We start from the raw sequence: 22889 nt of genomic DNA on the forward strand, positions 1-22889 counted from the left end.
CCCCAGGCTGGCTGTCGAGGCGCTCATCCCGGGCATTCGTCGCCTGGTCAAGGCAGGCGCGCAGCCGTGGCCGACTTCTCTTACACTCGGCATCCCGCCGGCCTGGTCCGGTTCCTACGGTTCCCGCGATGGCTCTGCACCCCGAGCATCCCCTGCTGCAACGTATCGTCGACGATCTCGCCAGCCATGGCTGGTCGCGGCAGAGCATCTTCCTGCCGCCGGACCTCACCGCCGAGCTGGCCGCCGAATGCCGGCTGCGCCATGCCCGCGGCGAACTGGAGCGCGCCGGCATCGGCCGTGGCGACAGCCCGCTGATCCGTGAGGGCGTGCGTGGCGATCACATCGCCTGGCTGGAACCGGACGATGCCCATCCGGGCGTGCAGCGCTACCTGCACCTGATGGATACCCTGCGCGAGGCCTTCAACCGCACCCTGTTCCTGGGCCTGGAAGACTACGAGAGCCACTTCGCCCTCTATCCGCCCGGCGCCTTCTATGCCCGCCATCTGGATCGCTTCCGCGACGACGACCGGCGCATGGTCTCCCTGGTGCTCTATCTCAACGACGCCTGGTTGCCGGAGCAGGGCGGCGAGCTGCGCCTTTATCTGGATGAGCAGCGCCAGCAGGATGTCCTGCCCCTGGGGGGCAGCCTGGTGTGCTTTCTCTCCGGGCAGTTGCCCCACGAGGTGCTGCCGGCCACCCGCGAGCGGCTGTCGCTGACCGGCTGGTTCCGCCGCCGTGGCGAGAATCCGCTGCAGGCTTAGGGCTTGTCTGAAAAGTCGCTGAGCGAAGGCTAGGCAAGGCAAAAATCCGTGAGGAAGCGGATCGGACTCGCGCTCGAGTTTACGAGTGGTAAATGAGCATTGCGACGGGGCCGCCTAGGCCGGGCTGGCGACCCAGCGGATTTTTAACGCAGCATGGCCGAGCGCAGGCACTTTTCAGACAAAGCCCAGGGCGTAGACTGGCGGCGGACCGGGAGGGTGCATGGAAAAGATACTGGTGAGTCGCTGCCTGCTGGGGCATCGGGTGCGCTATGACGGCGGTGCCCATGGCCCCTTCGATCTGCTGGGCGCCTGGCAGGCGGAAGGGCGCATCGTGCCCCTCTGTCCGGAGGTGGCCGGTGGCCTGCCCACGCCGCGTCCGCCCGCGGAGATCCCCGGCGGCCAGGGCGGGGCGGTGCTGGACGGTCGGCTACCGGTCATGACCGAGACAGGAGAGGACGTCAGCGCCGCCTTTGTCGCCGGTGCCATGGTCGCCCTCGAACTGATCGCGCGCCATGGCATCCGCGTGGCGGTGCTCAAGGCCCGCAGTCCCTCGTGCGGCAATGTGGAAAACTACGATGGCCGCTTCAGCGGCACCCGGGTAGCCGGTGAGGGCGTCACTGCGGCGGCGCTGAAGCGCGCCGGGGTCGCCGTCTTCAACGAGACCGAACTGGCCGAGGCGCAGCGCTTTCTCGCGGCGCTGGACGGTAACCCCTAGAGCGTTTCCGGCTGGCGGCCCAGCAGCATCTGGAAGTACGCCTTCTGCACGAAGCAGCCCTTGGGAAAGCGCCAGCCGACCAGTTCGCCCGGCTGCTTCTCGAGGTTCTGGGCAAAGACGGTGGCGCCCATGGCGCGCGCCAAGGCGGCATATTCGCGCAGCGGGACCTTAACGACAGGAACATCCGGGCTGATCATGGGCGCTCTGCTGGGTGGGTCGCTCACGATCGAAACGACGATCGTGGCGAGTCCACAGGTGACTTGCCCAGGCTATCGGCACCCCCGCGTGGAACTTCAGCCCGCGGATGAAAAATCGGTCTAGCCAGCGGCTTTGGGCGTCTCCGGCAGGAACCAGTTCATCAGCAGGGCGCACAGGCCGCCGGTGGTGACGCCGGATTCCAGCACCGCTCTCAGGCCCGCAGGCATATGGGCGAGAAATTCCGGCACCTGGGAAATGCCCAGGCCCAGGGCCAGGGACACGGCGATGATCAGCAGCGCGCGTCTGTCCAGTTCGACACTGGCGAGGATGTTGATCCCCGAGGCGGCGACCGCGCCGAACATCACCATGGCCGCGCCCCCGAGCACCGGCTCGGGCACCGCCTGGATCACCCCGGCCACCGCTGGGAACAGCCCCAGCAGGACCAGGATGGCGGCGATCCAGAGGCCGACATGGCGACTGGCGATGCCGGTCAACTGGATCACTCCGTTGTTCTGGGCGAACACCGAACTGGGAAAGGTGTTGAAGAGCCCGGCCAGCAGCGAGTTGGCGCCGTTGACCAAGACGCCACCCTTGATCCGCTGCATCCACAGCGGGCCTTCCACCGGTTCGCGGGAGACCTTGCTGGTGGCGGTGATGTCGCCGATGGCCTCCAGCGAGGTCACCAGATAGATCACCAGCAGGGGCACGAACAGCGACCAGGAAAAGCCCAGGCCGAAGTGCAGTGGCATCGGGATCTGCACCCAGGCGGCCTCGTGCATGCCAGTGAAATTCAGCCGGCCCAGCCAGGCCGCCAGGGCATAGCCCAGCAGCAGGGCGACGACGATGGCGCTGCTGCGCAGGCCACGGAGCGGCAGGCGATTGAGCACCACGATGGTGGCCAGCACGGTGCCCGACAGCAGCAGGTTCTCGCCGTTGGCGAAGGTACCGTTGCCCAGCGCCGCGAAGCCGCCGCCCATGCTGATCAGGCCGACCTTGATCAGCGTCAGGCCGATCATCAGCACCACGATGCCGGTCACCAGCGGGGTAATGAGGCGCTTGACGAAGGGCAGCACCCGCGACACCCCCATCTCGACGAAGGAGCCGGCCATGACCACGCCGAAGATGGCCGCCATCACGGCTTCCACCGGCGTGCCGTTCTTGACCATCAGCGCGCCTCCGGCGATCAGCGGGCCGACGAAATTGAAGCTGGTGCCCTGGACGATCAGCAGCCCGGCACCGAAGGGACCGAAGCGGCGACACTGGACGAAGGTGGCGATGCCCGAGATCACCAGCGACATGGACACGATCAGGTTGGTGTCGCGCGGCGAGACACCGAGGGCCTGGCAGATCAGCAGACCGGGGGTGACGATGGGCACGATGATCGCCAGCAGGTGTTGGATGGCGGCGAGCAGGGCGATCAGCGGGCGCGGTCGGTCCTGGGGACCGTAGAGCAGTTCGGAGCGGGAGGGCTGGGACATGGCGGAGTCGTCACGGAAAAAGCGCCGATCTTACCGGATGCCCGCCCCGTGGCGCAGGGTCTTCGGCCTGGAGAAAGCCGCCGACCTGGGGGGCGGCGGCTATGCCTTACGTCTTACAGGATGAAGCGGGCCACGTCGCGATTGAGATCGGCGGCGTGATGCTGCAGGGAGCGCGACTGACGTTCCGAATCCTCGGCGCCGCTGGCCAGGGTGTCGCCGAGGCCCTTGATGGTGATGACGTTGCGGGTGATCTCCTCGGTGACCGAGGTCTGCTCCTCGGCCGCCGTGGCGATCTGCAGGGACATTTCGGAGATGACGCCGGCGCTCTGGGCGATCTCTTCCAGGGCGCTGGAGGCGCGTTCCACGTCGGCGACGCTGCGCTCGGCGATGGCCATGCTGCTGTCCATGCGCTGCACCGCCTGGCGGGTCATCTGCTGCAGGGTGCCGATGGTCTCGTTGATCTCCCGGGTCGAGGCCTGGGTCCGCTGCGACAGCGTCCGCACCTCGTCGGCGACCACCGCGAAGCCGCGACCATGTTCGCCGGCGCGGGCCGCCTCGATGGCCGCGTTGAGCGCCAGCAGGTTGGTCTGCTCGGCGATGCTCTGGATGCTGTCCAGCACCTTGGCGATGGCCTGGGAGTGGTGATCCAGCTCGCCGATCACCCGGGTGGCGTCGTCGACTTCCCGGGCCAGGCTGTTGATGGATTCCTTGCTGGTCTGCACCAGCGTCAGACCCTGGGCGGTGCTATCGGAGGACTGGCGAATGGCCGCGGCGGTCTGCTCGGCATTGCGGGCGATCTCCTGGGTGGCCGAGGACATCTCCGTCACGGCGGTGGCCACCAGGGTGATCTCCTGCTGCAGACGTCCCAGCTCCTGGGTAGCCGCGGCGCTGCGCTGCAGGACCTTTTGCGATTCGGCGTCCACGCTCTGGGCATGCTGGCGCACGCCACCGATCAGGCCGTGCAGGCTGGCCACGAACTGGTTGAAGTGGCCGGCCAGGCCGCCGACTTCATCGTTGCTCTGTACGGCAATGCGCCGGGTCAGGTCGCCTTGGCCGTCGGCGATCACCTGCAGACCGGTCGAGACCACGCCCAGCGGCCGCAGCAGATAGCTGCACAGCAGGTTGATGAGCAGCAGCGAGCCCCCCAGCACCACGGCCAGGATGACGATGCTGATCCAGAGTTGCCGCTGTAGCGGTGCCAGCAGGACGCCGCTATCGACGATCATCACCAGGGTCTCGCCGTCGCGATTCATGGGCGCGGCATAGAGCCGCTGGCCGGCGTTGGTCTCGACATAGCGCTCGCCGGGCGCCTGGGCCAGCCGCTGGAGGGTGTCCGCGGTGAGCTGGGGATAGAGCTCGGTGAGCGGTTTGGCCAACAGGGCGGTGTTTTCATGCCCCAGCACGATGTTCTGGCCGTTGACCAGTACGGCACTACCGGCACCCGGCAGCTGCACCCGCTTGAGCTGATCGAGGATGTCGCCGATGCTGACGTCGGCGCCGAGGATGGCGCTGGTCTTGCCACCGGACTGCAACGCCCAGCCCAGGGACAGCACGTTCTGCTTGGTCGCCGCCGCCACCGTGGGTATGGAGAAGAACACCTTGCCGGGATTCTGCTGCGCCTGCTGGTACCACAGCCACTTGCGCGGATCGTTGTTGTCCGGCGGCAGCTGGACGCCATTGGCATTGACCTGGCTGCCATCGCCGCGGGCATAGAAGACGTTGTCGAAGCCGCCGGAACGCTTGACCTGATTGAGAGCAGCCGGAAGGTTCGTCTCCTGGGTGTCCGCCGCCAGGGCGCGCAACGCTGCGGCCTTGCCGTCGAACCACTGGCGGACACCGCCGTTGAAGACGAAGCTGACGGTCTTCAGCTGTTCGATCGTGGAGGCTTCGAGGGCCGCACGGGTGTTGAAGAAGTTGATTGTCGTCAGACCTACACCCACCACTAGCACGGCCGCGGTGGCAGACAACGAGAGTTTCTGTTTCAACGACAAGGCAGGCACGTTGTGTAGCTCCGAAATAATTATTCAGGCTTTATCGGTGCAAGTGCGCGATAACTTGAGCGTTCGGTCAGATTTTCGTCGCAGAAGCGACGATCCGCTTCTGGGTAGGCGGCCCCACCCGGGTCTTCCAAGGCGACTGCCGGCTGGAAGACCCGGGAGGGTGCCTGGTCAGTCGAAGTCGACTAGGCGGCCACCGTCTGGGCACCGGTCATCAGGGCCACGGCGTCGGCCATGGAATGCTCGCGCGGATCGATCACCGTCAACCGGCGACCCAGCCGGTGGATGTGGATGCGATCGGCGATCTCGAACACATGGGGCATGTTGTGGGAGATCAGCACGATGGCGATGCCGCGGGCCCGCACGTCGAGGATCAGCTCCAGCACCTTGCGCGACTCCTTCACCCCCAGCGCCGCGGTGGGTTCGTCGAGGATGATCACCTTGGAACCGAAGGCCGCCGCCCGGGCCACGGCGACGCCCTGGCGCTGGCCACCGGACAGGGTTTCCACCGCCTGGTTGATGTTCTGGATAGTCATCAACCCTAGCTCGGAGAGTTTTTCCCGGGCGATGCGCTCCATTTCCTTGCGGTCCAGGGTCCGGCAGAGGGTGCCCAGCAGCCCCGGCTTGCGCAGTTCGCGACCGAGAAAGAGGTTATCGGCGATGGACAGCGCCGGCGACAGCGCCAGGTTCTGGTAGACCGTCTCGATGCCGGCGCGCCGCGCGGCGATGGGCGAGGCGAACTGCACTGGCTGGCCCTCGAAGCGGATCTCGCCCTCGTCCGGGCGCAGGGCACCGGAGATGGCCTTGATCAAGGAGGACTTGCCGGCGCCGTTGTCGCCGATCACGGCGAGGATCTCGCCGGGCAGCAGGTCGAAGTCGGCGTGGTCGAGGGCGGTAACGCGGCCATAGCGCTTCACTAGGCCGCGCGCCATCAGCAGGGGTTCGGTAGTCATCAGCTGGCCGCCTTTCTGATCCATTGGTCGATAGCCACGGCCGCGATGATGAGCGTGCCGATCAGCAGATAGGTCCATTGCACGTCGGTGCCCAGCAGCCGCAGGCCGAGGGCGAAGACGCCGACGATCAGGGCGCCAAACAGCATGCCGAGGATGGAGCCACGGCCGCCGAACAGCGAGATGCCGCCGATCACCACGGCGGTGATGGACTCGATGTTGGCGAACTGGCCGGCGGTGGGCGAGACCGAGCCGATGCGGCCGATCAGCACCCAGCCGGCGAAGGCGCAGATGAGCCCCGACAGGCCGTACACGGTGATCAGCATGCGCCGGACGTTGACCCCGGCCAGCGCCGCGGCCTCGGGATCGTCGCCCACGGCATAGAGATGACGCCCCCAGGCGGTGTGGTTGAGCACGTACCAGAGCAGGGCGACCAGCACCACCAGGGCGATCACGCCGTAGGTGAAGACCGCGCCACCCAGGCGGAAATTGTCGCCGAACACCTGCAGCAGCGGCGCGGTCGCGCCGATTTCCTGGGCGCGGATGGTCTCGTTGCGCGAATAGAGGAAGTTGGCCGCGAGCACGATCTGCCACATACCCAGGGTGACGATGAAGGGCGGCAGCTTGATGCGGGCGATCAGCCAGCCGTTGGCCATGCCGCACAGGGTGCCCACCACCAGGCCGCAGAGGATCGACAGCTCCACCGGCAGGCCATAGCGGAAGGTGAATTGGCCCATGACCACCGAGGACAGCACCATGATGGCGCCTACTGAAAGGTCGATGCCGGCGGTGATCACCACCAGGGTCTGGGCCGCGCCGACGATCCCGGTGATGGCGACCTGTTGCAGGATCAGGGTGAGGGCGAAGGCGGAAAAGAATTTGCCGCCCAGCAGGGCGCCGAAGATGCCCAGCGACAGCAGCAGCACCAGCAGGGAGACCGCCGAGGGGCGCGAATGCAGGAAGTGGCGGAATTTGACGAGCGGGCTGCGCTCGTCACGGGCGAAGGAGGCGACTTCCGTGGCGCTGTGCTTGAGCACCTGTTCGAAGGGCTGGCCGGACGAGGAGGGCGAGGTCGGATCGCTCATGGCAATCTCCTGATAGCGGGAAAGCGGCCGAGAGGCGATCGCCCGCGCCGGCGCGGCTGGCGGGGCGATCGGTCTGCTCTAGCGTAGACGAGGGGCCATCAGCCCCAGCATTTCTGCAGGGCGGTCTTGCTGTCGATGGACTGGATGCCGGGTACCGGCTTGTCCGTCACCAGTTTCACGCCGGTGTCGACGAAGCTCTTGCCTTCGGTGGCGGTAGGCTTCTTGCCCGTGTCGGCAAAGGTCTTGATCGCCTCGATGCCCAGCGCGGCCATCTGCAGCGGGTACTGCTGGGAGGTGGCACCGATGACGCCGTCGGCGACGTTGTGCACGCCCGGGCAGCCGCCGTCGATGGAGACGATCAGCACGTCCTTCTCGCGACCCACGGCCTTGAGCGCCTCGTAGGCACCGGCGGCGGCCGGTTCGTTGATGGTGTGCACCACGTTGATGGTCGGGTCCTTCTGCAGCAGGTTTTCCATCGCTGCGCGGCCGCCTTCCTCGTTGCCGTTGGTCACGTCGTGGCCGACGATGCGTGGATCGGTCTCGTCGCCGATGCGGCTCTGATCCTTGGGATCGATGCCGAAACCGAGCATGAAGCCCTGGTCGCGCAGGACGTCCACCGAGGGCTGGGAGGCGTTCAGGTCGAGAAAGGCCACCCGGGCGTCCTTGGCCTTGTCACCCAGGGTCTCCCGCGCCCACTGGCCGATCAGCTTGCCGGCCAGGAGGTTGTCGGTGGCGAAGGTCATGTCGGCCGCGCTCACCGGATCCAGCGGGGTGTCCAGGGCGATCACCAGCAGGCCGGCCTCACGCGCCTTCTGCAGGTTGGGCACGATGCCCTTGGTGTCCGACGCGGTGATGAGGATGCCCTTGGCACCGTCGGCGATGCAGGTCTCGATGGCGGCGACCTGGCTTTCGCTGTCGCCGTCGATCTTGCCGGCATAGGCCTTGAGCGTCATCCCCAGCTCCTTGGCCTTGGCGCTGGCGCCTTCCTTCATCTTCACGAAGAAGGGATTGGTATCGGTCTTGGTGATGAGGCAGGCGGAAACGGGTGCTGCCTGGGCGGTGCCGCTGGCGAGGGCGGCCGCCAACAGGCAACCGGCGAAGGACGCGAGGGAGACGGTTCTTTTCATTGTTGTGCGCTCAGTTTCGGAGACAGGAACGCGACCGGCAGCACGCCGGTCGCGGTGAAGCTGTTACCACCACTGCTCGATCTGGAAGCCGATGTTGGAGCCGTGCAGATCGTTGCCGAAGGTGCCGGTGCTCGACAGCGCGGAGCCGGCGTCGAAGTCGTCGGCCGCTTGTTGAGCTGCCCGGTTCCAGGCGGCATAGGTGTAGAACAGGCGGAATTCGGGACGGGTCTTGAATTCCGGGCCCTTGGGCGACCAGGTAGGCGCCAGGGTCAGCTTGGTCAGCTTGCGGGTGCCGCCGGGAGCCTGCACCTGATCATGGCCCAGTTCGGTGGAGAACTTGAACTGGTCGGTGATGCCGTACACCAGACGGCCACCCAGCGAGGTCCAGCGTAGGTCATTGCCGTTGGGACGTTCGTCCTTCTGGTAGACCGCGGCGATCTGGCCACCCCAGTAGCGGCTGATCTGCCAGTCGAAGAAGTCGACGACGCGATAGGAGACGTCGGCGCTGCTCAGGGTCGGATCGCCGGTGCTGCCCAGCGCCGTGCCCGGGCCCTGGCCGCGCTGTACGGCAAAGGTGTTCACGCCGCCCCAGCCCATGAAGTTGGCCTGCTTGTGCTGCAGCGTCACGGCTACACCACTGTTGGCGTTGGGCTGGTTGGTGGGTTTGTCCAGGTAGCTGACGCCGATCTCCAGCGAGCCATTGGGGTTGGTGTTGAAACCGGCGACGTTGAAGTCGAGGCGGTTCTGGAAGTCCTTCTGGTTCTGGTTATCCTTGCGCGAGAAGGCCAGGCTGTACTTGAGACCGCCGATGTTGACGTCCTCGATACCGCCGCCGGTGGCGCTCTGGTTCCAGTAGAAGAAGTCGGAGATGTGGATGTCGTTCCGCTTGTAGTAACGGCGGCCGGCCCAGAGATTACCGCCGTTCAGCGCGGCGATGTTGTTCCAGTAGGCATAGGCCTGGACGGCACGGATCTCGCCATTGTCCCCGTTGAAGGTCGGGGTGCGGTCGTAGCGGTTGAAGAAGCTGCCCATGCCGTATACGCCGACTGCCGAGCCGTCGTTGAGGGTCAGGACGTCCTGCTTGAGTGCCAGTTCGCCGTACTGTTCGCACTCGTTGCCCAGGCGGTACTTGGACTGCGCGCCCTGCAGCTTGAAGCAGCGCATGGAATCGGAACCGGAGGAATCGCCGAGCCCGGTACGGAAGTACCCGATCGTTTCCAGGGCGTGTGCCGAAGGAATCAGCAGGAGGGTGCTCATCAAGGAGGCGACCGAAACCCTGGCCAAGGGCATAGCCTTTTTCTTATTCATTTATGTTCCCTGTTTATTGTTGTTGTGTGACGCGTGCCTGGCCTACACCTGACCCGCCGTGCTCCAGCGGAAGATCAGCATAGGTGTGACCATTGGGGCTCAACCTGACTACAAACTTATCGCTGAATCAATTCAGCGGCAGACGGAGGGTAGCCTTTGATCACTCAACGGCCTAGCGGCTCGCTAATCGCGAGGTGTGAGCTGAATCACAGGTTGCGCTTCTACAAAATTAGCAAGCCAAGCAACTGTGGAACCCCTCTGGAATGGGGGTTACCCGCGCGGAGGCTGTAAGGAAGGCAGGGGCAGGCGGAGTGGCGAGGAGAGAGCGTAGCTAGAGGGGTGAAATAGAGCGTGGAGAGTAGAGGGGAGTGATGGAGCAGTGCTGCGAGGCGACGGCAGCTGCCATCGCCTCGCAGTAACGGTCAGCCCAGCAGCGCCTTGTCGCGCACGCCGCCCTTGTCGGCGCTGGTGGCCAGCAGCGCATAGGCCTTGAGCGCCGTGGTCACGCGGCGGGCACGGGGTTGTGCCGGCTTCCAGCCCAGCTTGTCCTGCTCGATGCGGCGGTGGGACAGCTCTTCGTCGCTCACCAGCAGGTTGATGCTGCGCTGGGGAATGTCGATCAGCACCTTGTCGCCATCCCGCACCAGGCCGATGGCACCACCGGCTGCAGCTTCCGGAGAGGCGTGGCCGATGGACAGGCCCGAGGTGCCACCGGAGAAGCGACCGTCGGTGAGCAGGGCGCACTGCTTGCCCAGGCCCTTGGACTTCAGGTAGCTGGTGGGGTAGAGCATCTCCTGCATGCCCGGACCGCCCTTGGGCCCTTCGTAGCGGATGATGACGATGTCGCCGGCCTTGACCTCGTCGGCGAGGATGCCGCGCACCGCGGCGTCCTGGCTCTCGAAGACCTTGGCATTGCCCTCGAACACATGGATGGATTCATCCACGCCGGCGGTCTTCACCACGCAGCCGTCCAGGGCGATGTTGCCGTAGAGCACGGCCAGACCACCTTCCTGGGAATAGGCGTGCGCGACACTGCGGATGCAGCCCTCGGCGCGGTCATCGTCCAGGGTGTCGTAGCGAGTCGCCTGGCTGAAGGCTTCCTGGGTCGGGATGCCGGCGGGACCGGCGCGGAAGAAGGTCTTCACCGCCTCGTCCTGGGTCAGGGTGATGTCCCACTGCTCGATGGCTTCGCCCAGGGTCCGGCTGTGCACGGTGGGCAGGTTGGTGTGCAGCAGACCGCCACGGGCCAGTTCGCCCAGGATGCTGAAGATGCCCCCGGCGCGATGCACGTCTTCCATGTGGTACTTCTGGATGTTCGGCGCCACTTTGCACAGCTGCGGCACCTTGCGCGACAGGGCATCGATGTCGCGCAGATCGAAGTCCACCTCGGCTTCCTGGGCGGCGGCCAGCAGGTGCAGGATGGTGTTGGTCGAGCCGCCCATGGCGATGTCCAGGGTCATGGCGTTCTCGAAGGCCGCATGGCAGGCGATGTTGCGCGGCAGCGCCGACTCGTCGTTTTCCTGATAGTAGCGACGGCAGAGGTCGACGATGGTGCGGCCGGCCTGCAGGAACAGTTCCTTGCGGTCGGCGTGGGTAGCCAGGGTCGAGCCATTGCCGGGCAGGGCCAGGCCGAGGGCCTCGACCAGGCAGTTCATGGAGTTGGCGGTGAACATGCCCGAGCAGCTGCCACAGGTGGGGCAGGCGCTGCGTTCGTATTCGGCGACCTTCTCGTCGCTGGCCGAGCTGTCGGCGGCGATGACCATGGCGTCGACCAAGTCCAGGCCGTGGCTGGCCAGCTTGGTCTTGCCGGCTTCCATGGGACCGCCGGAGACGAACACCACCGGGATGTTCAGGCGCAGGGCGGCCATCAGCATGCCGGGGGTGATCTTGTCGCAGTTGGAGATGCACACCAGGGCGTCGGCGCAGTGGGCATTGACCATGTACTCCACGGCGTCGGCGATGATCTCGCGACTCGGCAGCGAATAGAGCATGCCGTCGTGGCCCATGGCGATGCCGTCGTCCACGGCGATGGTGTTGAATTCCTTGGCCACGCCGCCAGCCTTCTCGATCTCCCGGGCGACCAGCTGGCCCAAGTCCTTGAGATGGACATGGCCCGGCACGAACTGGGTAAAGGAGTTGGCGATGGCGATGATGGGTTTCTTGAAGTCTTCGTCCTTCATCCCGGTGGCGCGCCAGAGCGCTCGGGCGCCCGCCATGTTGCGGCCCTGGGTGGAGGTTTTCGAGCGATAGTCAGGCATGAAGCGTCTCTCCGAGGCGGCTTTCTAGATCACGGTTCTGGTCATCGTGAGCGCGGACGAGGCACGGTGCAAACGCGAAGTGACGATTGCCGGGCCGGAGGGCAACGACGCCATGCGGGATCTCCACAGGGGTGCCGGGGCTCACGAACCCGCCGGAGGATGCTGGCGGAGGGGAATCCGGATCATACACCCGGGCGCCAGCACTGCACAGCAGCGCGGGCGCCGGTGGATCAGGGCGCTTCCTGTTCGCCGTCGGGAGCGTCTTCCAGGTATTCGTCCATCGGTTCCTGGCCGGCCAGGGTCTTGAGACTCAGGTCCACGGCTTCGGGCAGGGTGATGTCGACGCGCTGCTTGTCGCTGCCTTCCAGCGAGGACTCGTAGCTGAGCGCATGGCGCAGGTGGCCGTTTTCGAGGATGGCACCCACGCTGGCCAATTGAGCGGCGGCCGGAGCCAGGCGTTCGAGAGCGGCTTTGGGCCAGGTGGCCTCGACGGTCGCATTGCAGGTATAGAAGCCTGCTTCGCCACTGTCCGAGGGTTCTTCCTGGGTCTTGATGTCGACCAGCGAGATCTGGTTGGCCTCCAGCGCGGGCTGGCCGGCGGCGATGTCGTCCGCATAGATCTCGTTGATGGTCTGGGCGTATTGCTGACGAACCAGTTCGGCGGTCTTGGCCGCATCGCAACTGTAGTCATAGCCACCGCAGCCAGTCAGGGAAAGCACCGCAGCTGTGAGTATGAGGTGACGTCTGGACATGCCTGAATTCCTTGGAACGATGGGTAGAGCCTGGCGGCGCTGGCCGTGCCTGCGTCGATCCGCAGTGCAGGACGTCGGCGCAACGTTCATGGATGGCGAGGGCTTAGGGTGCTGCCGCTCGCCGATCCTGTCCATCAGACGCCGCCAGCGTCCGTCAGGACACCCGGCCTGGCTGGCCGGTCAGATCCCCGATCAGGCGCGGTCGGCGCTTTCGCAGGTCTCGAAGTCCTTGCTGTCGACGCGGTTCATGCTGTCGAAGCCGATCGAATAGACCTGCTCCTTGCCGTCCTTGTTGAGCACATAGTTGTTGCAGGTACCCGGACGATACTTGCGAGTGTAGGTGCTCGACGGGGTGCCGCCGATACGCAGGACGTCAGCCTTGGCCATACCCTTTTCCACCTGCTTCACCAGCGGCTGCTCGCGAAATTCCACGCGACCCACGGTGTAGTCGGCGGTGTTCTTGACCGAGGAACAGCCCGCCAGCACGGTGCCGGCCAGCAGGGCGGTCGCGACTGCAATCTTCTTGTTCATGGTGTGATCCCTTCAAAGGCGGAAGTGCCTGACACTTCGACGATGACGGCGCCGATAAATTCGCTCTCCGTCGCACTTCTCGCCGTTCGCGCCTTTGACGGGTCGGCTCGCGAGAGCGGCAAGTGACTGTATCTAAAGCTGATTCTGCAAACGAACGCTATGCCCTGGTTTTCTAAGGAATATTTTGTCCGAATGGCAGTTGACAGGGGCCAGGTGGCAGGCGATCTTTAGCGTTATGTTGTAACTTCCCAGCCGTTTCTCGTTTCTCGCGAGGACCCCATGAATCGCCGTCGTCTGCTCAATCTGATCCTGGCTGGCATGACTTTGCCCGTCGGGTTGCCGGCGTTTGCCGCCCGGCAGCAACTCAAGGGTGCCCGGGCCTGGCAGGACGCTGAGAAGCTCCGCCTGGTCTTCGATCTCACCGGACCGGTGCGCTACAAGACCTTTACCCTGGTGGCGCCGGATCGCATCATTCTCGATCTCGCCGATACCCAGGCGCCCGCGGTGCTCAACCACCTCGCCCTGCAGGGGTCGCCGGTGCGCGCCGTGCGCAGCGCCCGCTATGGCGCCCAGGACACCCGGGTGGTGCTGGAGCTGGCCCATCCGGTGGAGATGGAGAGCTTCATCCTCGGCCCGGGCGAGGGCGCGTCCAACCGCCTGGTGCTCGATCTCAAGCGCGCCGGGACGCCGGCAGTGGCCGCACGCAAGCCGGTCGACGCCGAGCCGCCGCTGGAGGTCAAGCGTGGCAAGGGCCTGGCCACGGGGCGCGACATCATGGTGGTGGTCGATGCCGGGCATGGTGGCAAGGATCCCGGTGCGCTGAGCGCCCGCGGTGATCGGGAAAAGGACATCGCCCTGATCGTGGCGCAGAATCTGGCGCGGCGCATCAACCTGCAGAAGGGCTTCAAGGCCAAGCTGGTGCGCAACGACGACTTCTTCGTGCCGCTGCGCAAGCGGGTCGAAGTCGCCCGCAGCTACAACGCCGACATGTTCGTCTCGGTGCACGCCGATGCCGCACCGCGGCGTACGGCCTATGGCGCCTCGGTCTATGCCCTGTCGGAGCGAGGCGCGACCTCCACCACGGCGCGCTTCCTGGCCGACAGCGAGAACAACGTCGACCTGATCGGTGCCAACGAGATTCTCAAGGGCCGCGATCCCATGCTGGCCGGCGTGCTGCTGGACATGTCGATGAACGCCACCATCTCGTCGAGCCTGGACCTGGGCCACAAGGTGCTGGGGCAATTGGCGAACATCACCAACCTGCACCAGAAACGGGTGGAGCAGGCGGGGTTCGCTGTGCTCAAATCGCCGGACATCCCCTCGATCCTGGTCGAGACGGGCTTCATTTCCAATGATCGCGACTGTCGGCGCCTGCTCGACAGTCGCCACCAGAAGCAGCTGGCCGATTCGATCTTTGCCGGACTGCATGGCTATTTCCAGGAGCGCCCGCCGTTGGGCACCTACCTGGCCAGCCTCAAGAACACCCAAGGAGTGACATGAGTTTGCAAGACAAGGCGCGTCGTTACTGGCGCGTGGTGGTGCTGGTGATAGGCGCGCTCTGTGTCGTGGCCGGGCTGATCGGCTACGGGCAGGGCGGTGGCGACAAGCAGGGCAGTGCCCAGGAAGGCTTCGTCAACAAGGTCTGGCAGATCAAGACCAGCAACAGCATCGAGCCGGGAATGCTCTATGTCTTTCTCAGCGATGGCACCCTGGTGATGGCCTCGCCGAGCAGCCAGCCCTCCCTGGGCCGCTGGACGCGCACCGAGAAGGGCCTGAATCTGATCGAGGAAGGCATCACCTATCCCACGGAAATCCTCGGTCTCACCCGCGACGAATTCCGTATCCGCAGTCTCAACCCCGGCGATCCGGTGGAGCTGCAGTTGGCCCCCGCCGCACGCTGAGCGAGCCTCAGGCGTCGTCGTCGGAGTAGCGCTGCTCCTGCCAGGGGTCGCCCCGGTCGTGATAGCCGCGCATCTCCCAGAAGCCAGGCGTGTCGCCGACCCGGAAGTCGATGCGCCTGAGCCACTTGGCGCTCTTCCACAGATAGAGGTGCGGGATCAGTACCCGCACCGGGCCCCCGTGCTCGGCGGTCAGCGGCTGGCCTTCCCAGCTGTGCACCAGCATGGCGCCAGGTGCGGCGAAATCGGCCAGCGGCAGGTTGGTGATGTAGCCGTCGTAGCTGTGCAGGAGCACATGGGTCGCTTCGTCCCGCGGCTGTACCTCGTCCAGCAGTTCGCTTACCGGCAGGCCGATCCAGTGATTGTCATAGCGTGACCAGGTGGTGACGCAGTGCATGTCGCTGATGGCCTGGGTGGTCGCCCGCGCCGCGAAGGTCTCCCAGTTCCAGCGTAGCGTCTTGCCGACCGCGCCGGTCACCGCCAGTTGCCAGCGTTCCTGGCTGACTTCCGGGCGTACCCCTAGATCCAGGACCGGCCAGTTGCTGACCCGATGCTGGCCGGGCGGCAGGCGTTCGCTGTCCGGGCGTGCGCCCTGGCCGGTAAGGAAGCGGCCCTCCTGGGCCCAGCGTTCCTTGGAACGGGTCAGCTTGCTTGGCTCATCACTCATCGGTGGATCCTCTTCGCAGTTCTCGGGCTTCTGACCTCAATGATGGCCTTTCGTCGGCACAGGCCGAACCCAGACGGCTGCTCACGCCTCCTATCCTGCAGGCACTCAGAGAGGCGCCTCCTTTTCTTAACCTGCCGGAGAACCACCATGGTAGATGCAACCCAGATCAAAGAGCATGCGGAAGTTGTCGGTTCGGACGGCCAGCACGTAGGCACCGTCGACCACATGGAGGGCGCCGATCGCATCAAGCTGACCAAGCGCGATCAGGACGCCGATGGCAAGCATCACTACATTCCGCTGAGCTGGGTCCAGTCCGTGGAAGGCAGCCAGGTACGCCTGTCCAAGACCCGTGACGAAGCCGAAAGCGAGTGGCAGGCCGCCTAAGGCACGCCGCCCAACAAAAAGCCCCGCATTGCGGGGCTTTTTGTTGGGCGGCGAATAGGGATCAGTTGATGTATTCGAACAGCTTGACGATGCGCTGCACACCCGAGACGCTCTGGATCAGCTGCACGGCATGGGCGGCTTCCTGCTGGGTCACCAGGCCCAAGAGATAGACGATGCCGTTTTCCGTGACCACCTTGATGCGCGAGCCTGGGATGTCCTGGTCGGCAAACATCTGGGTCTTGATGCGGGTGGTCAGCCAGGAATCGTTGCTGCGCGCCAGCAGCGAGGAGTTACCGGTCACCTGCAGTTCATTGTGCACGGTCTTGACCCGCTGCACGCTGCGCACCGCCTGTTCGGCCTGGGCCTTGAGATCGGCGCGCGGTGTCTGGCCGGCGATCAGTACCACGCCGTTGTAGCTCACCACCACGATGTGCGAGCTGGCCAGGTCGGCATTGGCCTTGGAGATGTTGACCGCGGCCTTGGTTTCGATCAGGGCGTCGTCGACGGTGCTGCCCAGGGTACGGGTGCCGCGGTTGTCGTCGATGGGCTTGTCGCGGCTGGCGGTGACCACGTTGCTGCAGCCGGCGACCGCAAAGGACAGCGCCAGGATGGCGAGCAGAGGAGCCTTCTTCATTCTTCGCTTCCAAACAGTTGCTGATCGATCTGGTCGCACAGGCAGTGGATCACCAGCAGGTGCACTTCCTGGATGCGGGCGGTGACCTTGGCGGGTACGCGGATCTCGACGTCCTCGGGCAGCAGCAGCGAGGCCATGCCGCCGCCATCGCGGCCGGTGAGCGCGACCACGGTCATCTCGCGGTCGTGAGCGGCCTGGATCGCCTGGATCACGTTGGCCGAGTTGCCGCTGGTGGAGATGGCCAGGAGGATGTCGCCGGGCTGACCGAGAGCGCGGATCTGCTTGGAGAACACCTCGTTGTAGCTGTAGTCGTTGGCGATGGAAGTCAGCGTCGAGGTGTCGGTGGTCAAGGCCAGGGCCGGCAGGCTGGGCCGCTCGCGCTCGAAGCGATTCAGCAGTTCCGAGGAGAAATGCTGGGCGTCGCCGGCGGAACCGCCATTGCCACAGGTGAGAATCTTGCCTTCGTTGAGCAGGGCCGCGACCATGACCTGGCTGGCCAGATCGATATGCGGAATCAGGACTTCCATGGCCTGACGCTTGGTTTCGATGCTGTCCCGGAAGAGTTTCTGGATGCGGGCGTGGGTGTCCATCGCGATATCTTTGACCTGTGCTGTGGAGGGCCTCAGGCCTCGAAGGCCTGTTTGATCCATTCGAGTGCCTGAGGGGATGCGTCGGCCCCGGGGCCGATCGCGATCACGTCGAAACGACAGGGCCGCTTGGCCCAGCGCGCTTCGGATTGCAGAAAGAGGGCGGCGCTGTTGACCAGTCGCTGCCGCTTGCGGGCATCTATGCTTTCCGCGGCGCCGCCCCAGGCGGTGTGCCTGCGGGCGCGTACCTCGACGAATACTACTGTATCGCCGTCGAGCATGACCAGATCGAGCTCACCGCCACGCCAGCGCCAGTTACGGGCGATCAGGCGCAGACCGTGCGTCTGCAGGAACTGCAGCGCACGGTCCTCGCCTTGCTTGCCGCGCTGGAGGTGCGGGGCCTGCTTCACGGCGTGCTGAGCGAGGCCGGCACGCTGGTGGTGGGCAGCGGTGCATTGTTGGCTGGTAGCGGCTGGGCCACGCCGTTGCGGAATTCCGCCCAGGGCAGGTGACGCACCACACGCTGATCGGGCGCCACGCTCAGATTGCCGGACAGGCCGGGCAGCTCGGAGTTGGGCAGGGCCTTGAGCTGCTGCAGGTGTAGCGCCAGCAGGTAGGCATCGGCGCCCATGGCATAGAGGCGACCGATGCTGGTGCCGGCCTGGGGCCACTGGGCGGTGATCTTGGCGCGCAGCGGATTGCTCGGGTCCAGCAGCCAAGGCGTTTCGCAGAACAGGATGCCGTTGAGATCCTGGTTGACGCCGGGTTCGTTGACCCCGCTGTTGAGGTTGGAGGTGGCATACACCGGCAGATCGCGGGCGTTCTGGTAGACCAGGATCGGCTTGATCTGGCGGGCCTGCGCCGGCGTCGAGGCGAGGAAGATGAAATCCATGCCCTGGCGCATCTGCAGGAGGCTGGTGATGCGGTTGGCGATCTCGACCGGCTGGCCGATGCGCTCGGCGGCGACCAGGCGGCCACCCAACTGCTGCCACTCGTTCTGAAAGGCGGCCAGCACGCGGGCGCCCCAGTCGCCCTGGGGCACCATGGCACCGGCACTGCGCTTGCCATCGGCCCAGGCACGGCGGGCGGCTTCACGGGCCTCGTCCTCGGCGGCCAGGCCGAACTGGAAGAGCTGCGGCGGCTGGGCGCCCTGGCTGTCGCCATAGTTCAGCGCCAGGGTGTTGAGCGGCAATTGCGGGCGATCGCTCAGCTGCTTGACCAGATTCTTTTCCAGCGGGCCGACCACCAGCTGGATACCGGCGGCCTGGGCCTGACGGTAGAAGGCGTCCAGCGAGCCCATCTGGGTACTGTCGTAGACGGTCACGGCCGGGGCGGTCTGGCCCGTGGCCAGGGCTTCGTAGCGGGCGGCCATGAAGCCGTCCTGCAGCGCGCGGGAGACGCCGGCGAGCTGGCCCTGCAGGGGCAGCAGCAGGGCGACGCGATTGAGTGGCTCGCGCACCAGGGTCTTCAGGCGTTCCAGGTCATCGGGCAGATTGCGCGCGGCGGGATGGCCGGGGTGCTGCTGCTGCCATTCCTCGATGGCCGACAATTGCTGATCCAGCGCCAGGTTGCCGCGGGTGATGGCGGCCAGGGCCAGCCAGCCATTGAGATCGGCATCCTTCACGCTCTGGCGCAGTTGCGCATCCGGCAGGCTGGTCACCAGCTGCCAGATATGCTCGCGGTTGTCGTGGCCGGCATCGCCTTCGAGCAGCGGCCCCAGGAAGATGCGCTCCTGGGCGGCGGCGAGCGGCTGGCCATTGGCGGCCTGGGCCTCGGCCTTGGTCAGGCCGCTGCGGATCTGCTGCTGAGCCGGCAATTCGCCCAGTTGGGCGAAGCTGGGATGGTCGAAACGCTTGAGGGCCTGGGCCGGCTGCTTGTCGAGCAGATCGAGCTGAGCCAGCAAGGTCTGGGCGAACATCTGCTGCGCCGGCTTCAAGCCTTCCAGATTGATGGAGCCCAGGATCTGCCGCGCTTCGCGGGCGTTCTGCTGGGCATAGGCCTTGTCCGCGGCGGTCAGACGCAGCAGATTGGCCTGTTCGGACTGACTGGCGCCGGCCTGGTTCAGCAGTTGCTCGATGCTGGCCTGGCTGGGCTGAGGCAGCGCCCCGAGGCTGCTCGTGGTGGGCGAGCTGCTGCAGGCGGCGAGCAGGGCGAAGGCGGTGGCGCAGAGCAGCGGACGCAGGCGGAACTTCATGCGGTGGTTCCTGAGCAGAGTTCGGGAAAGGGGCGATTGTCTCACAGCACCCAGGCGCTGCGAACGCCGAGGGCGAGAGCGGCGTACACTGTTGGGCTATTTCCAGTCCGTCAGGTTTCATCATGATTTCGCCGGGTACTCTTTATGTGGTTGCCACCCCCATCGGCAACCTGGACGACATCACCACCCGTGCCCTCAAGGTCCTGCGCGACGTGGCCCTGATCGCCGCCGAAGACACCCGTCATTCGGCGCGCCTGTTGCGCCATTTCGGTATCGAAACGCCGCTTGCCGCCTGTCACGACCACAACGAGCGCGATGCCGGAGGTCGCTTCATCACCCGCTTGCTGGCGGGAGAGGACGTCGCCCTGATCTCCGATGCCGGTACGCCGCTGATTTCCGATCCGGGCTTTCACCTGGTGCGCGCCGCGCGCGCCCAGGGCATCCGGGTCTCGCCGATTCCCGGTGCCTGCGCGCTGATCGCGGCGCTGTCGGCGGCCGGGCTGCCTTCGGACCGCTTCAGCTTCGAGGGCTTCCTGCCAGCCAAGGCGGTGGGTCGGCAGGGGCGGCTGGCGGCCCTGCGCGAAGACCCGCGCACCCTGATCTTCTACGAGGCGCCCCATCGCCTCGACGACTGCGTGGCCGACATGGTGAGCACCTTCGGGCCCGAGCGGCACATCGTGCTGGGGCGCGAGCTGACCAAGACCTTTGAGACCCTGCGCGGCCTGCCCGCGGGCGAGCTGCAGGCCTGGATTCGCGAGGATCTGGATCAGCAGCGCGGCGAGTGCGTGTTGCTGGTGGCCGGCTGGACCGCGCCGGAAGACGCCGAGGTCGATGCCGAAACCCTGCGCATCCTCGATCTGCTGCTGGCCGAGCTGCCGGTCAAGCGCGCCGCCGCCCTGGCCGCCCAGATCACTGGCGCGCGCAAGAACCTGCTCTACCAGCTAGCGCTGGAGCGCAAGGGCGAGTAGGGCGAATTAGTGGGCATCTTTCCTTGTTATCCGCCCCCAGTCTCTATACCCTTGCGCCGCGAGAGCCGACCGGGCAGTCGCTGTCGTGATCCGCAAGGGTCGCGAGGGAGGAAAGTCCGGGCTCCATAGGGCGAGGTGCCAGGTAACGCCTGGGAGGCGTGAGCCTACGGAAAGTGCCACAGAAAATAACCGCCTAAGCGCGCAAGCGCCGGTAAGGGTGAAAAGGTGCGGTAAGAGCGCACCGCACGGCTGGCAACAGTTCGTGGCTAGGTAAACCCCACCTGGAGCAAGACCAAATAGGAATCCATAGGCGTGGCCCGCGCTGGATTCGGGTAGGTCGCTAGAGGCAATCAGCGATGGTTGTCCCAGAGGAATGACTGTCCTCGACAGAACCCGGCTTACAGGTCGGCTCTCGCACTCCCTCCCTCCCGGGCCTCTACGCCTGGGGTCTGAGACCTCTTCTTAAGACATCACTTTAATCAATTGAGCCAATCAATTGACTTCATTTCCGTTTGTCGGAAATCGATGTCGTTCGTCTTGGTCGTGAACTCGTGCAATTTGCTCGAAATCCGCGTCCCACGCGGCCTGGGAACCCCCTCGCTTACCTTGACTGAAAGTGGCCCTCCTCAATATAGTGGCGGCCGGTGGTACGAAGTGGGGCGAAGTGGGATTTAATGGCAAGGACAGCCTATTAGAGGACGCGAAATTGTTCCGGGGAGCGAACGCCATCAGTCTCGACGCCAAGGGGCGCGCCGCGATGCCGAGCCGGTATCGTGACGAGCTGCTGGAGCGTTGTGCCGGCCAGCTCATCGTGACGATCGATGCCGTCGACCCCTGCCTTTGCGTCTATCCACTCCCGGAATGGGAAATCATCGAAAGCAAGCTGCGGCAGTTGCCCTCGCTACGCGAGGAGACTCGCCGCTTGCAGCGCTTGCTGATCGGCAATGCGGTGGATCTGGAGCTCGACGGCAGTGGCCGTTTCCTGGTTCCGCCGCGCCTGCGTGAATACGCCAAGCTGGACCGGCGCGTGATGCTGGTCGGGCAGCTCAACAAGTTCCAGTTATGGGATGAGGATGCCTGGAGCGCCGTGTGCGACGCGGATCTCCTGGCGATTAAGGAACCCGGCGGTATGCCGGATGAAATGCGCGATTTGATCCTGTGACCATGAACCCAGTCTTCCACCACGTCTCCGTTCTCCTGGACGAGGCCGTACAGGCATTGGCCATCCAGCCTGCCGGCCGTTATCTGGACGGCACCTTCGGCCGCGGCGGACACAGCCGGGCCGCGTTGCGCCTGCTGGGTGGGGAAGGGCGGTTGCTGGGTTTCGACAAGGACCCCCAGGCGATCGCTGCCGGCCAGGCCCTGGCCGCGGAAGATCCGCGTTTCGAGATCGTCCAGCGCAGCTTCGCCGAGCTGGGCGATGAACTCGTCAGCCGTGGCTGGTCCGGCCAGGTCGATGGCGTGTTGCTGGATCTGGGCGTCTCCTCGCCCCAGCTCGACGATCCCGAGCGCGGTTTCAGCTTCATGCAGGACGGTCCCCTGGACATGCGCATGGATCCGAGCCGGGGGCAGAGCGCCGCCGCCTGGATCGCCACGGCTGCCGAGGCCGATATCGCCCAGGTGTTCAAGGAATTCGGCGAAGAGCGCTTCGCCAAGCGCATGGCGCGCGCCGTGGTGCAGCGTCGTGAGATCCAGCCCTTCGAACGCACCGGTGATCTGGCCAAGGTGCTCACCGAGGCCAATCCGGCCTGGGAAAAGGGCAAACATCCCGCCACCCGCGCCTTCCAGGGGCTGCGTATCTACATCAACCGCGAACTGAGCGATCTGGAGCAGGGCCTGCAGGCCGCCTACGAGCAGTTGGCGGTGGGTGGCCGGCTGGTGGTGATCAGCTTCCACTCCCTGGAAGATCGCATCGTCAAGCAATTCATGCGCCGACTGGCCAAGGGCGAGGCCGACCAGCTGCCGCGCGACCTGCCGATCCGCGCCACGGTCTTCGAGCCTTCGCTGCGCCTGTTGGGCAAGCCGGTCTATGCCAGCGAAGCCGAACTGGCCGCCAATCCCCGCGCCCGCAGCGCCGTGATGCGCGTTGCCGAGAAGCTGAAATGAGCCGGCTCTTCGTCAAGAAACTGCCCCTGGGCAGCAGCGTCATGCTGGTGCTGTTCGCTGGCGTGCTGCTGTCGGCGGTAGCCGTGGCCTATAGCGCCCACTGGAATCGCCAGCTGCTCAATACCCTCTATGGCGAGATGGCCATCCGCGACAAGGCCCAGGCCGAGTACGGTCGGCTGCTGCTGGAGCAGAGCACCTGGACCGCCCACAGCCGCGTCGAGGCCCTGGCCAGCGGTCAGCTGCAGATGCGCATTCCCGATCCGACCGAAATCCGGATGGTCAATCCGTGAA

Annotated in this window: 24 protein-coding genes, 1 other RNA gene and 1 pseudogene; 10 read left to right on the forward strand and 16 right to left on the reverse strand. The window is 65.5% G+C overall.

The annotated features are described in order from the left end of the window. Window positions 1-128: 128 nt before the first annotated feature. Both BMZ43_RS20700 and BMZ43_RS20705 read left to right on the forward strand, forming a co-directional pair. Complete coding sequence (locus tag BMZ43_RS20700; RefSeq protein WP_064307892.1) at window positions 129-761, forward strand: 2OG-Fe(II) oxygenase; 633 nt, start codon at window positions 129-131, stop codon at window positions 759-761. A gap of 220 nt (window positions 762-981) precedes the next feature. After that, entirely contained in the window at window positions 982-1476 is a 495-nt protein-coding gene (locus BMZ43_RS20705) for a 2-thiouracil desulfurase family protein (RefSeq protein WP_093256234.1), read from the forward strand. Here the strand turns inward: BMZ43_RS20705 and BMZ43_RS20710 are convergent. The 11 genes and pseudogenes from BMZ43_RS20710 to osmE form a co-directional block, all read right to left on the reverse strand. Continuing rightward, entirely contained in the window at window positions 1473-1673 is a 201-nt protein-coding gene (locus tag BMZ43_RS20710; RefSeq protein ID WP_068383394.1) for a hypothetical protein, read from the reverse strand. The two genes, BMZ43_RS20705 and BMZ43_RS20710, sit on opposite strands and share 4 nt — an antisense overlap. Before the next feature lie 120 nt (window positions 1674-1793). Beyond that, window positions 1794-3152, reverse strand: coding sequence for a nucleobase:cation symporter-2 family protein (locus BMZ43_RS20715; RefSeq protein ID WP_093256237.1), 1359 nt, complete (start codon window positions 3150-3152; stop codon window positions 1794-1796). A gap of 113 nt (window positions 3153-3265) precedes the next feature. Then, complete coding sequence (locus BMZ43_RS27495; protein WP_371913896.1) at window positions 3266-3970, reverse strand: methyl-accepting chemotaxis protein; 705 nt, start codon at window positions 3968-3970, stop codon at window positions 3266-3268. A 153-nt stretch (window positions 3971-4123) separates the two neighbouring features. Beyond that, window positions 4124-5152, reverse strand: a pseudogene (locus BMZ43_RS27500) (cache domain-containing protein); the annotation flags it as partial. A gap of 182 nt (window positions 5153-5334) precedes the next feature. Further along, window positions 5335-6102, reverse strand: coding sequence for an ATP-binding cassette domain-containing protein (locus tag BMZ43_RS20725; protein WP_085984308.1), 768 nt, complete (start codon window positions 6100-6102; stop codon window positions 5335-5337). Next, window positions 6102-7184, reverse strand: coding sequence for an ABC transporter permease (locus BMZ43_RS20730; RefSeq protein WP_059315992.1), 1083 nt, complete (start codon window positions 7182-7184; stop codon window positions 6102-6104). The genes BMZ43_RS20725 and BMZ43_RS20730 overlap by 1 nt, the downstream gene beginning before the upstream one ends. A gap of 98 nt (window positions 7185-7282) precedes the next feature. Then, a complete protein-coding gene (locus BMZ43_RS20735; protein WP_093256241.1) occupies window positions 7283-8311 on the reverse strand; it encodes a sugar ABC transporter substrate-binding protein in 1029 nt (342 codons plus the stop codon). Between the two features lie 63 nt (window positions 8312-8374). Further along, window positions 8375-9568, reverse strand: a complete 1194-nt coding sequence (locus BMZ43_RS20740) for a maltoporin (RefSeq protein WP_231356057.1) — start codon at window positions 9566-9568, stop codon at window positions 8375-8377. Window positions 9569-10041: 473 nt separating this feature from the next. Then, a complete protein-coding gene (ilvD, locus tag BMZ43_RS20745; RefSeq protein WP_064307899.1) occupies window positions 10042-11877 on the reverse strand; it encodes a dihydroxy-acid dehydratase in 1836 nt (611 codons plus the stop codon). A 230-nt stretch (window positions 11878-12107) separates the two neighbouring features. Further along, window positions 12108-12629 (reverse strand): hypothetical protein, encoded by a 522-nt coding sequence (locus BMZ43_RS20750; protein ID WP_017640726.1) that lies wholly within the window; start codon window positions 12627-12629, stop codon window positions 12108-12110. A gap of 192 nt (window positions 12630-12821) precedes the next feature. Then, window positions 12822-13160: an osmotically-inducible lipoprotein OsmE gene (gene osmE / locus BMZ43_RS20755; RefSeq protein ID WP_017640725.1), complete on the reverse strand. Its 339-nt coding sequence runs from the start codon at window positions 13158-13160 to the stop codon at window positions 12822-12824. Between the two features lie 279 nt (window positions 13161-13439). Between osmE and BMZ43_RS20760 the strand changes: the two genes are divergently transcribed. Both BMZ43_RS20760 and BMZ43_RS20765 read left to right on the forward strand, forming a co-directional pair. Further along, complete coding sequence (locus tag BMZ43_RS20760) at window positions 13440-14660, forward strand: N-acetylmuramoyl-L-alanine amidase (RefSeq protein ID WP_017640724.1); 1221 nt, start codon at window positions 13440-13442, stop codon at window positions 14658-14660. After that, a complete protein-coding gene (locus tag BMZ43_RS20765) occupies window positions 14657-15061 on the forward strand; it encodes a hypothetical protein (RefSeq protein WP_017640723.1) in 405 nt (134 codons plus the stop codon). The genes BMZ43_RS20760 and BMZ43_RS20765 overlap by 4 nt, the downstream gene beginning before the upstream one ends. A 7-nt stretch (window positions 15062-15068) precedes the next feature. Here the strand turns inward: BMZ43_RS20765 and BMZ43_RS20770 are convergent, their stop codons facing one another. Then, on the reverse strand, window positions 15069-15725 hold the full coding sequence (locus BMZ43_RS20770; RefSeq protein ID WP_093256243.1) for a sulfite oxidase-like oxidoreductase: 657 nt from the start codon (window positions 15723-15725) through the stop codon (window positions 15069-15071). 147 nt (window positions 15726-15872) lie between these two features. Between BMZ43_RS20770 and BMZ43_RS20775 the strand changes: the two genes are divergently transcribed. Continuing rightward, window positions 15873-16109 carry a DUF2171 domain-containing protein gene (locus BMZ43_RS20775; protein WP_017640721.1) on the forward strand — a complete coding sequence of 79 codons (237 nt, stop codon included), beginning with the start codon at window positions 15873-15875 and terminating at the stop codon, window positions 16107-16109. 61 nt (window positions 16110-16170) lie between these two features. Here BMZ43_RS20775 and BMZ43_RS20780 read toward each other — a convergent pair whose 3' ends face one another. Genes BMZ43_RS20780 through BMZ43_RS20795 form a run of 4 tightly spaced genes read right to left on the reverse strand, consistent with a single transcriptional unit; the run spans window position 16171 to window position 19524 of the window. Then, window positions 16171-16743 (reverse strand): BON domain-containing protein, encoded by a 573-nt coding sequence (locus BMZ43_RS20780; protein ID WP_017640720.1) that lies wholly within the window; start codon window positions 16741-16743, stop codon window positions 16171-16173. Continuing rightward, window positions 16740-17333, reverse strand: coding sequence for a phosphoheptose isomerase (locus BMZ43_RS20785; RefSeq protein WP_007162067.1), 594 nt, complete (start codon window positions 17331-17333; stop codon window positions 16740-16742). The genes BMZ43_RS20780 and BMZ43_RS20785 overlap by 4 nt, the downstream gene beginning before the upstream one ends. A 32-nt stretch (window positions 17334-17365) precedes the next feature. Continuing rightward, window positions 17366-17740: a YraN family protein gene (locus BMZ43_RS20790; RefSeq protein WP_017640719.1), complete on the reverse strand. Its 375-nt coding sequence runs from the start codon at window positions 17738-17740 to the stop codon at window positions 17366-17368. After that, the gene (locus BMZ43_RS20795; RefSeq protein WP_093256245.1) at window positions 17737-19524 is read right to left on the reverse strand and encodes a penicillin-binding protein activator; all 1788 of its coding nucleotides are present in this window, start codon (window positions 19522-19524) and stop codon (window positions 17737-17739) included. The genes BMZ43_RS20790 and BMZ43_RS20795 overlap by 4 nt, the downstream gene beginning before the upstream one ends. Before the next feature lie 125 nt (window positions 19525-19649). Here BMZ43_RS20795 and rsmI point away from each other — a divergent pair, with 125 nt between their 5' ends. The 5 genes from rsmI (at window position 19650) to ftsL (ending at window position 22888) form a co-directional block, all read left to right on the forward strand. After that, a complete protein-coding gene (gene rsmI / locus BMZ43_RS20800; RefSeq protein WP_371913897.1) occupies window positions 19650-20492 on the forward strand; it encodes a 16S rRNA (cytidine(1402)-2'-O)-methyltransferase in 843 nt (280 codons plus the stop codon). 61 nt (window positions 20493-20553) lie between these two features. Then, window positions 20554-20909: RNase P RNA component class A (gene rnpB / locus BMZ43_RS20805), an RNA gene on the forward strand. A 289-nt stretch (window positions 20910-21198) separates the two neighbouring features. Then, window positions 21199-21654 carry a division/cell wall cluster transcriptional repressor MraZ gene (gene mraZ / locus BMZ43_RS20810; protein WP_007162063.1) on the forward strand — a complete coding sequence of 152 codons (456 nt, stop codon included), beginning with the start codon at window positions 21199-21201 and terminating at the stop codon, window positions 21652-21654. Window positions 21655-21656: 2 nt separating this feature from the next. Next, window positions 21657-22598, forward strand: coding sequence for a 16S rRNA (cytosine(1402)-N(4))-methyltransferase RsmH (gene rsmH, locus BMZ43_RS20815; RefSeq protein ID WP_017640715.1), 942 nt, complete (start codon window positions 21657-21659; stop codon window positions 22596-22598). Beyond that, window positions 22595-22888 (forward strand): cell division protein FtsL, encoded by a 294-nt coding sequence (gene ftsL / locus BMZ43_RS20820; protein ID WP_017640714.1) that lies wholly within the window; start codon window positions 22595-22597, stop codon window positions 22886-22888. Before rsmH ends, ftsL begins: the two co-directional genes overlap by 4 nt. Window position 22889 lies beyond the last annotated feature (1 nt).

The sequence above is a fragment of the Pseudomonas sp. Snoq117.2 genome, assembly GCF_900110545.1.
Lineage (GTDB): Bacteria > Pseudomonadota > Gammaproteobacteria > Pseudomonadales > Pseudomonadaceae > Chryseomonas > Chryseomonas benzopyrenica.

What these genes read in the sequence shown, in the direction of transcription:
- BMZ43_RS20700 (WP_064307892.1), top strand. Translation starts at nt 129, where the DNA reads ATGGCTCTGCACCCCGAGCATCCCCTGCTGCAACGTATCGTCGACGAT.
- BMZ43_RS20705 (WP_093256234.1), top strand. Translation starts at nt 982, where the DNA reads ATGGAAAAGATACTGGTGAGTCGCTGCCTGCTGGGGCATCGGGTGCGC.
- BMZ43_RS20710 (WP_068383394.1), bottom strand. Translation starts at nt 1,673, where the DNA reads ATGATCAGCCCGGATGTTCCTGTCGTTAAGGTCCCGCTGCGCGAATAT.
- BMZ43_RS20715 (WP_093256237.1), bottom strand. Translation starts at nt 3,152, where the DNA reads ATGTCCCAGCCCTCCCGCTCCGAACTGCTCTACGGTCCCCAGGACCGA.
- BMZ43_RS27495 (WP_371913896.1), bottom strand. Translation starts at nt 3,970, where the DNA reads ATGTCCTCGGCCACCCAGGAGATCGCCCGCAATGCCGAGCAGACCGCC.
- BMZ43_RS20725 (WP_085984308.1), bottom strand. Translation starts at nt 6,102, where the DNA reads ATGACTACCGAACCCCTGCTGATGGCGCGCGGCCTAGTGAAGCGCTAT.
- BMZ43_RS20730 (WP_059315992.1), bottom strand. Translation starts at nt 7,184, where the DNA reads ATGAGCGATCCGACCTCGCCCTCCTCGTCCGGCCAGCCCTTCGAACAG.
- BMZ43_RS20735 (WP_093256241.1), bottom strand. Translation starts at nt 8,311, where the DNA reads ATGAAAAGAACCGTCTCCCTCGCGTCCTTCGCCGGTTGCCTGTTGGCG.
- BMZ43_RS20740 (WP_231356057.1), bottom strand. Translation starts at nt 9,568, where the DNA reads ATGAGCACCCTCCTGCTGATTCCTTCGGCACACGCCCTGGAAACGATC.
- ilvD (WP_064307899.1), bottom strand. Translation starts at nt 11,877, where the DNA reads ATGCCTGACTATCGCTCGAAAACCTCCACCCAGGGCCGCAACATGGCG.
- BMZ43_RS20750 (WP_017640726.1), bottom strand. Translation starts at nt 12,629, where the DNA reads ATGTCCAGACGTCACCTCATACTCACAGCTGCGGTGCTTTCCCTGACT.
- osmE (WP_017640725.1), bottom strand. Translation starts at nt 13,160, where the DNA reads ATGAACAAGAAGATTGCAGTCGCGACCGCCCTGCTGGCCGGCACCGTG.
- BMZ43_RS20760 (WP_017640724.1), top strand. Translation starts at nt 13,440, where the DNA reads ATGAATCGCCGTCGTCTGCTCAATCTGATCCTGGCTGGCATGACTTTG.
- BMZ43_RS20765 (WP_017640723.1), top strand. Translation starts at nt 14,657, where the DNA reads ATGAGTTTGCAAGACAAGGCGCGTCGTTACTGGCGCGTGGTGGTGCTG.
- BMZ43_RS20770 (WP_093256243.1), bottom strand. Translation starts at nt 15,725, where the DNA reads ATGAGTGATGAGCCAAGCAAGCTGACCCGTTCCAAGGAACGCTGGGCC.
- BMZ43_RS20775 (WP_017640721.1), top strand. Translation starts at nt 15,873, where the DNA reads ATGGTAGATGCAACCCAGATCAAAGAGCATGCGGAAGTTGTCGGTTCG.
- BMZ43_RS20780 (WP_017640720.1), bottom strand. Translation starts at nt 16,743, where the DNA reads ATGAAGAAGGCTCCTCTGCTCGCCATCCTGGCGCTGTCCTTTGCGGTC.
- BMZ43_RS20785 (WP_007162067.1), bottom strand. Translation starts at nt 17,333, where the DNA reads ATGGACACCCACGCCCGCATCCAGAAACTCTTCCGGGACAGCATCGAA.
- BMZ43_RS20795 (WP_093256245.1), bottom strand. Translation starts at nt 19,524, where the DNA reads ATGAAGTTCCGCCTGCGTCCGCTGCTCTGCGCCACCGCCTTCGCCCTG.
- rsmH (WP_017640715.1), top strand. Translation starts at nt 21,657, where the DNA reads ATGAACCCAGTCTTCCACCACGTCTCCGTTCTCCTGGACGAGGCCGTA.
- ftsL (WP_017640714.1), top strand. Translation starts at nt 22,595, where the DNA reads ATGAGCCGGCTCTTCGTCAAGAAACTGCCCCTGGGCAGCAGCGTCATG.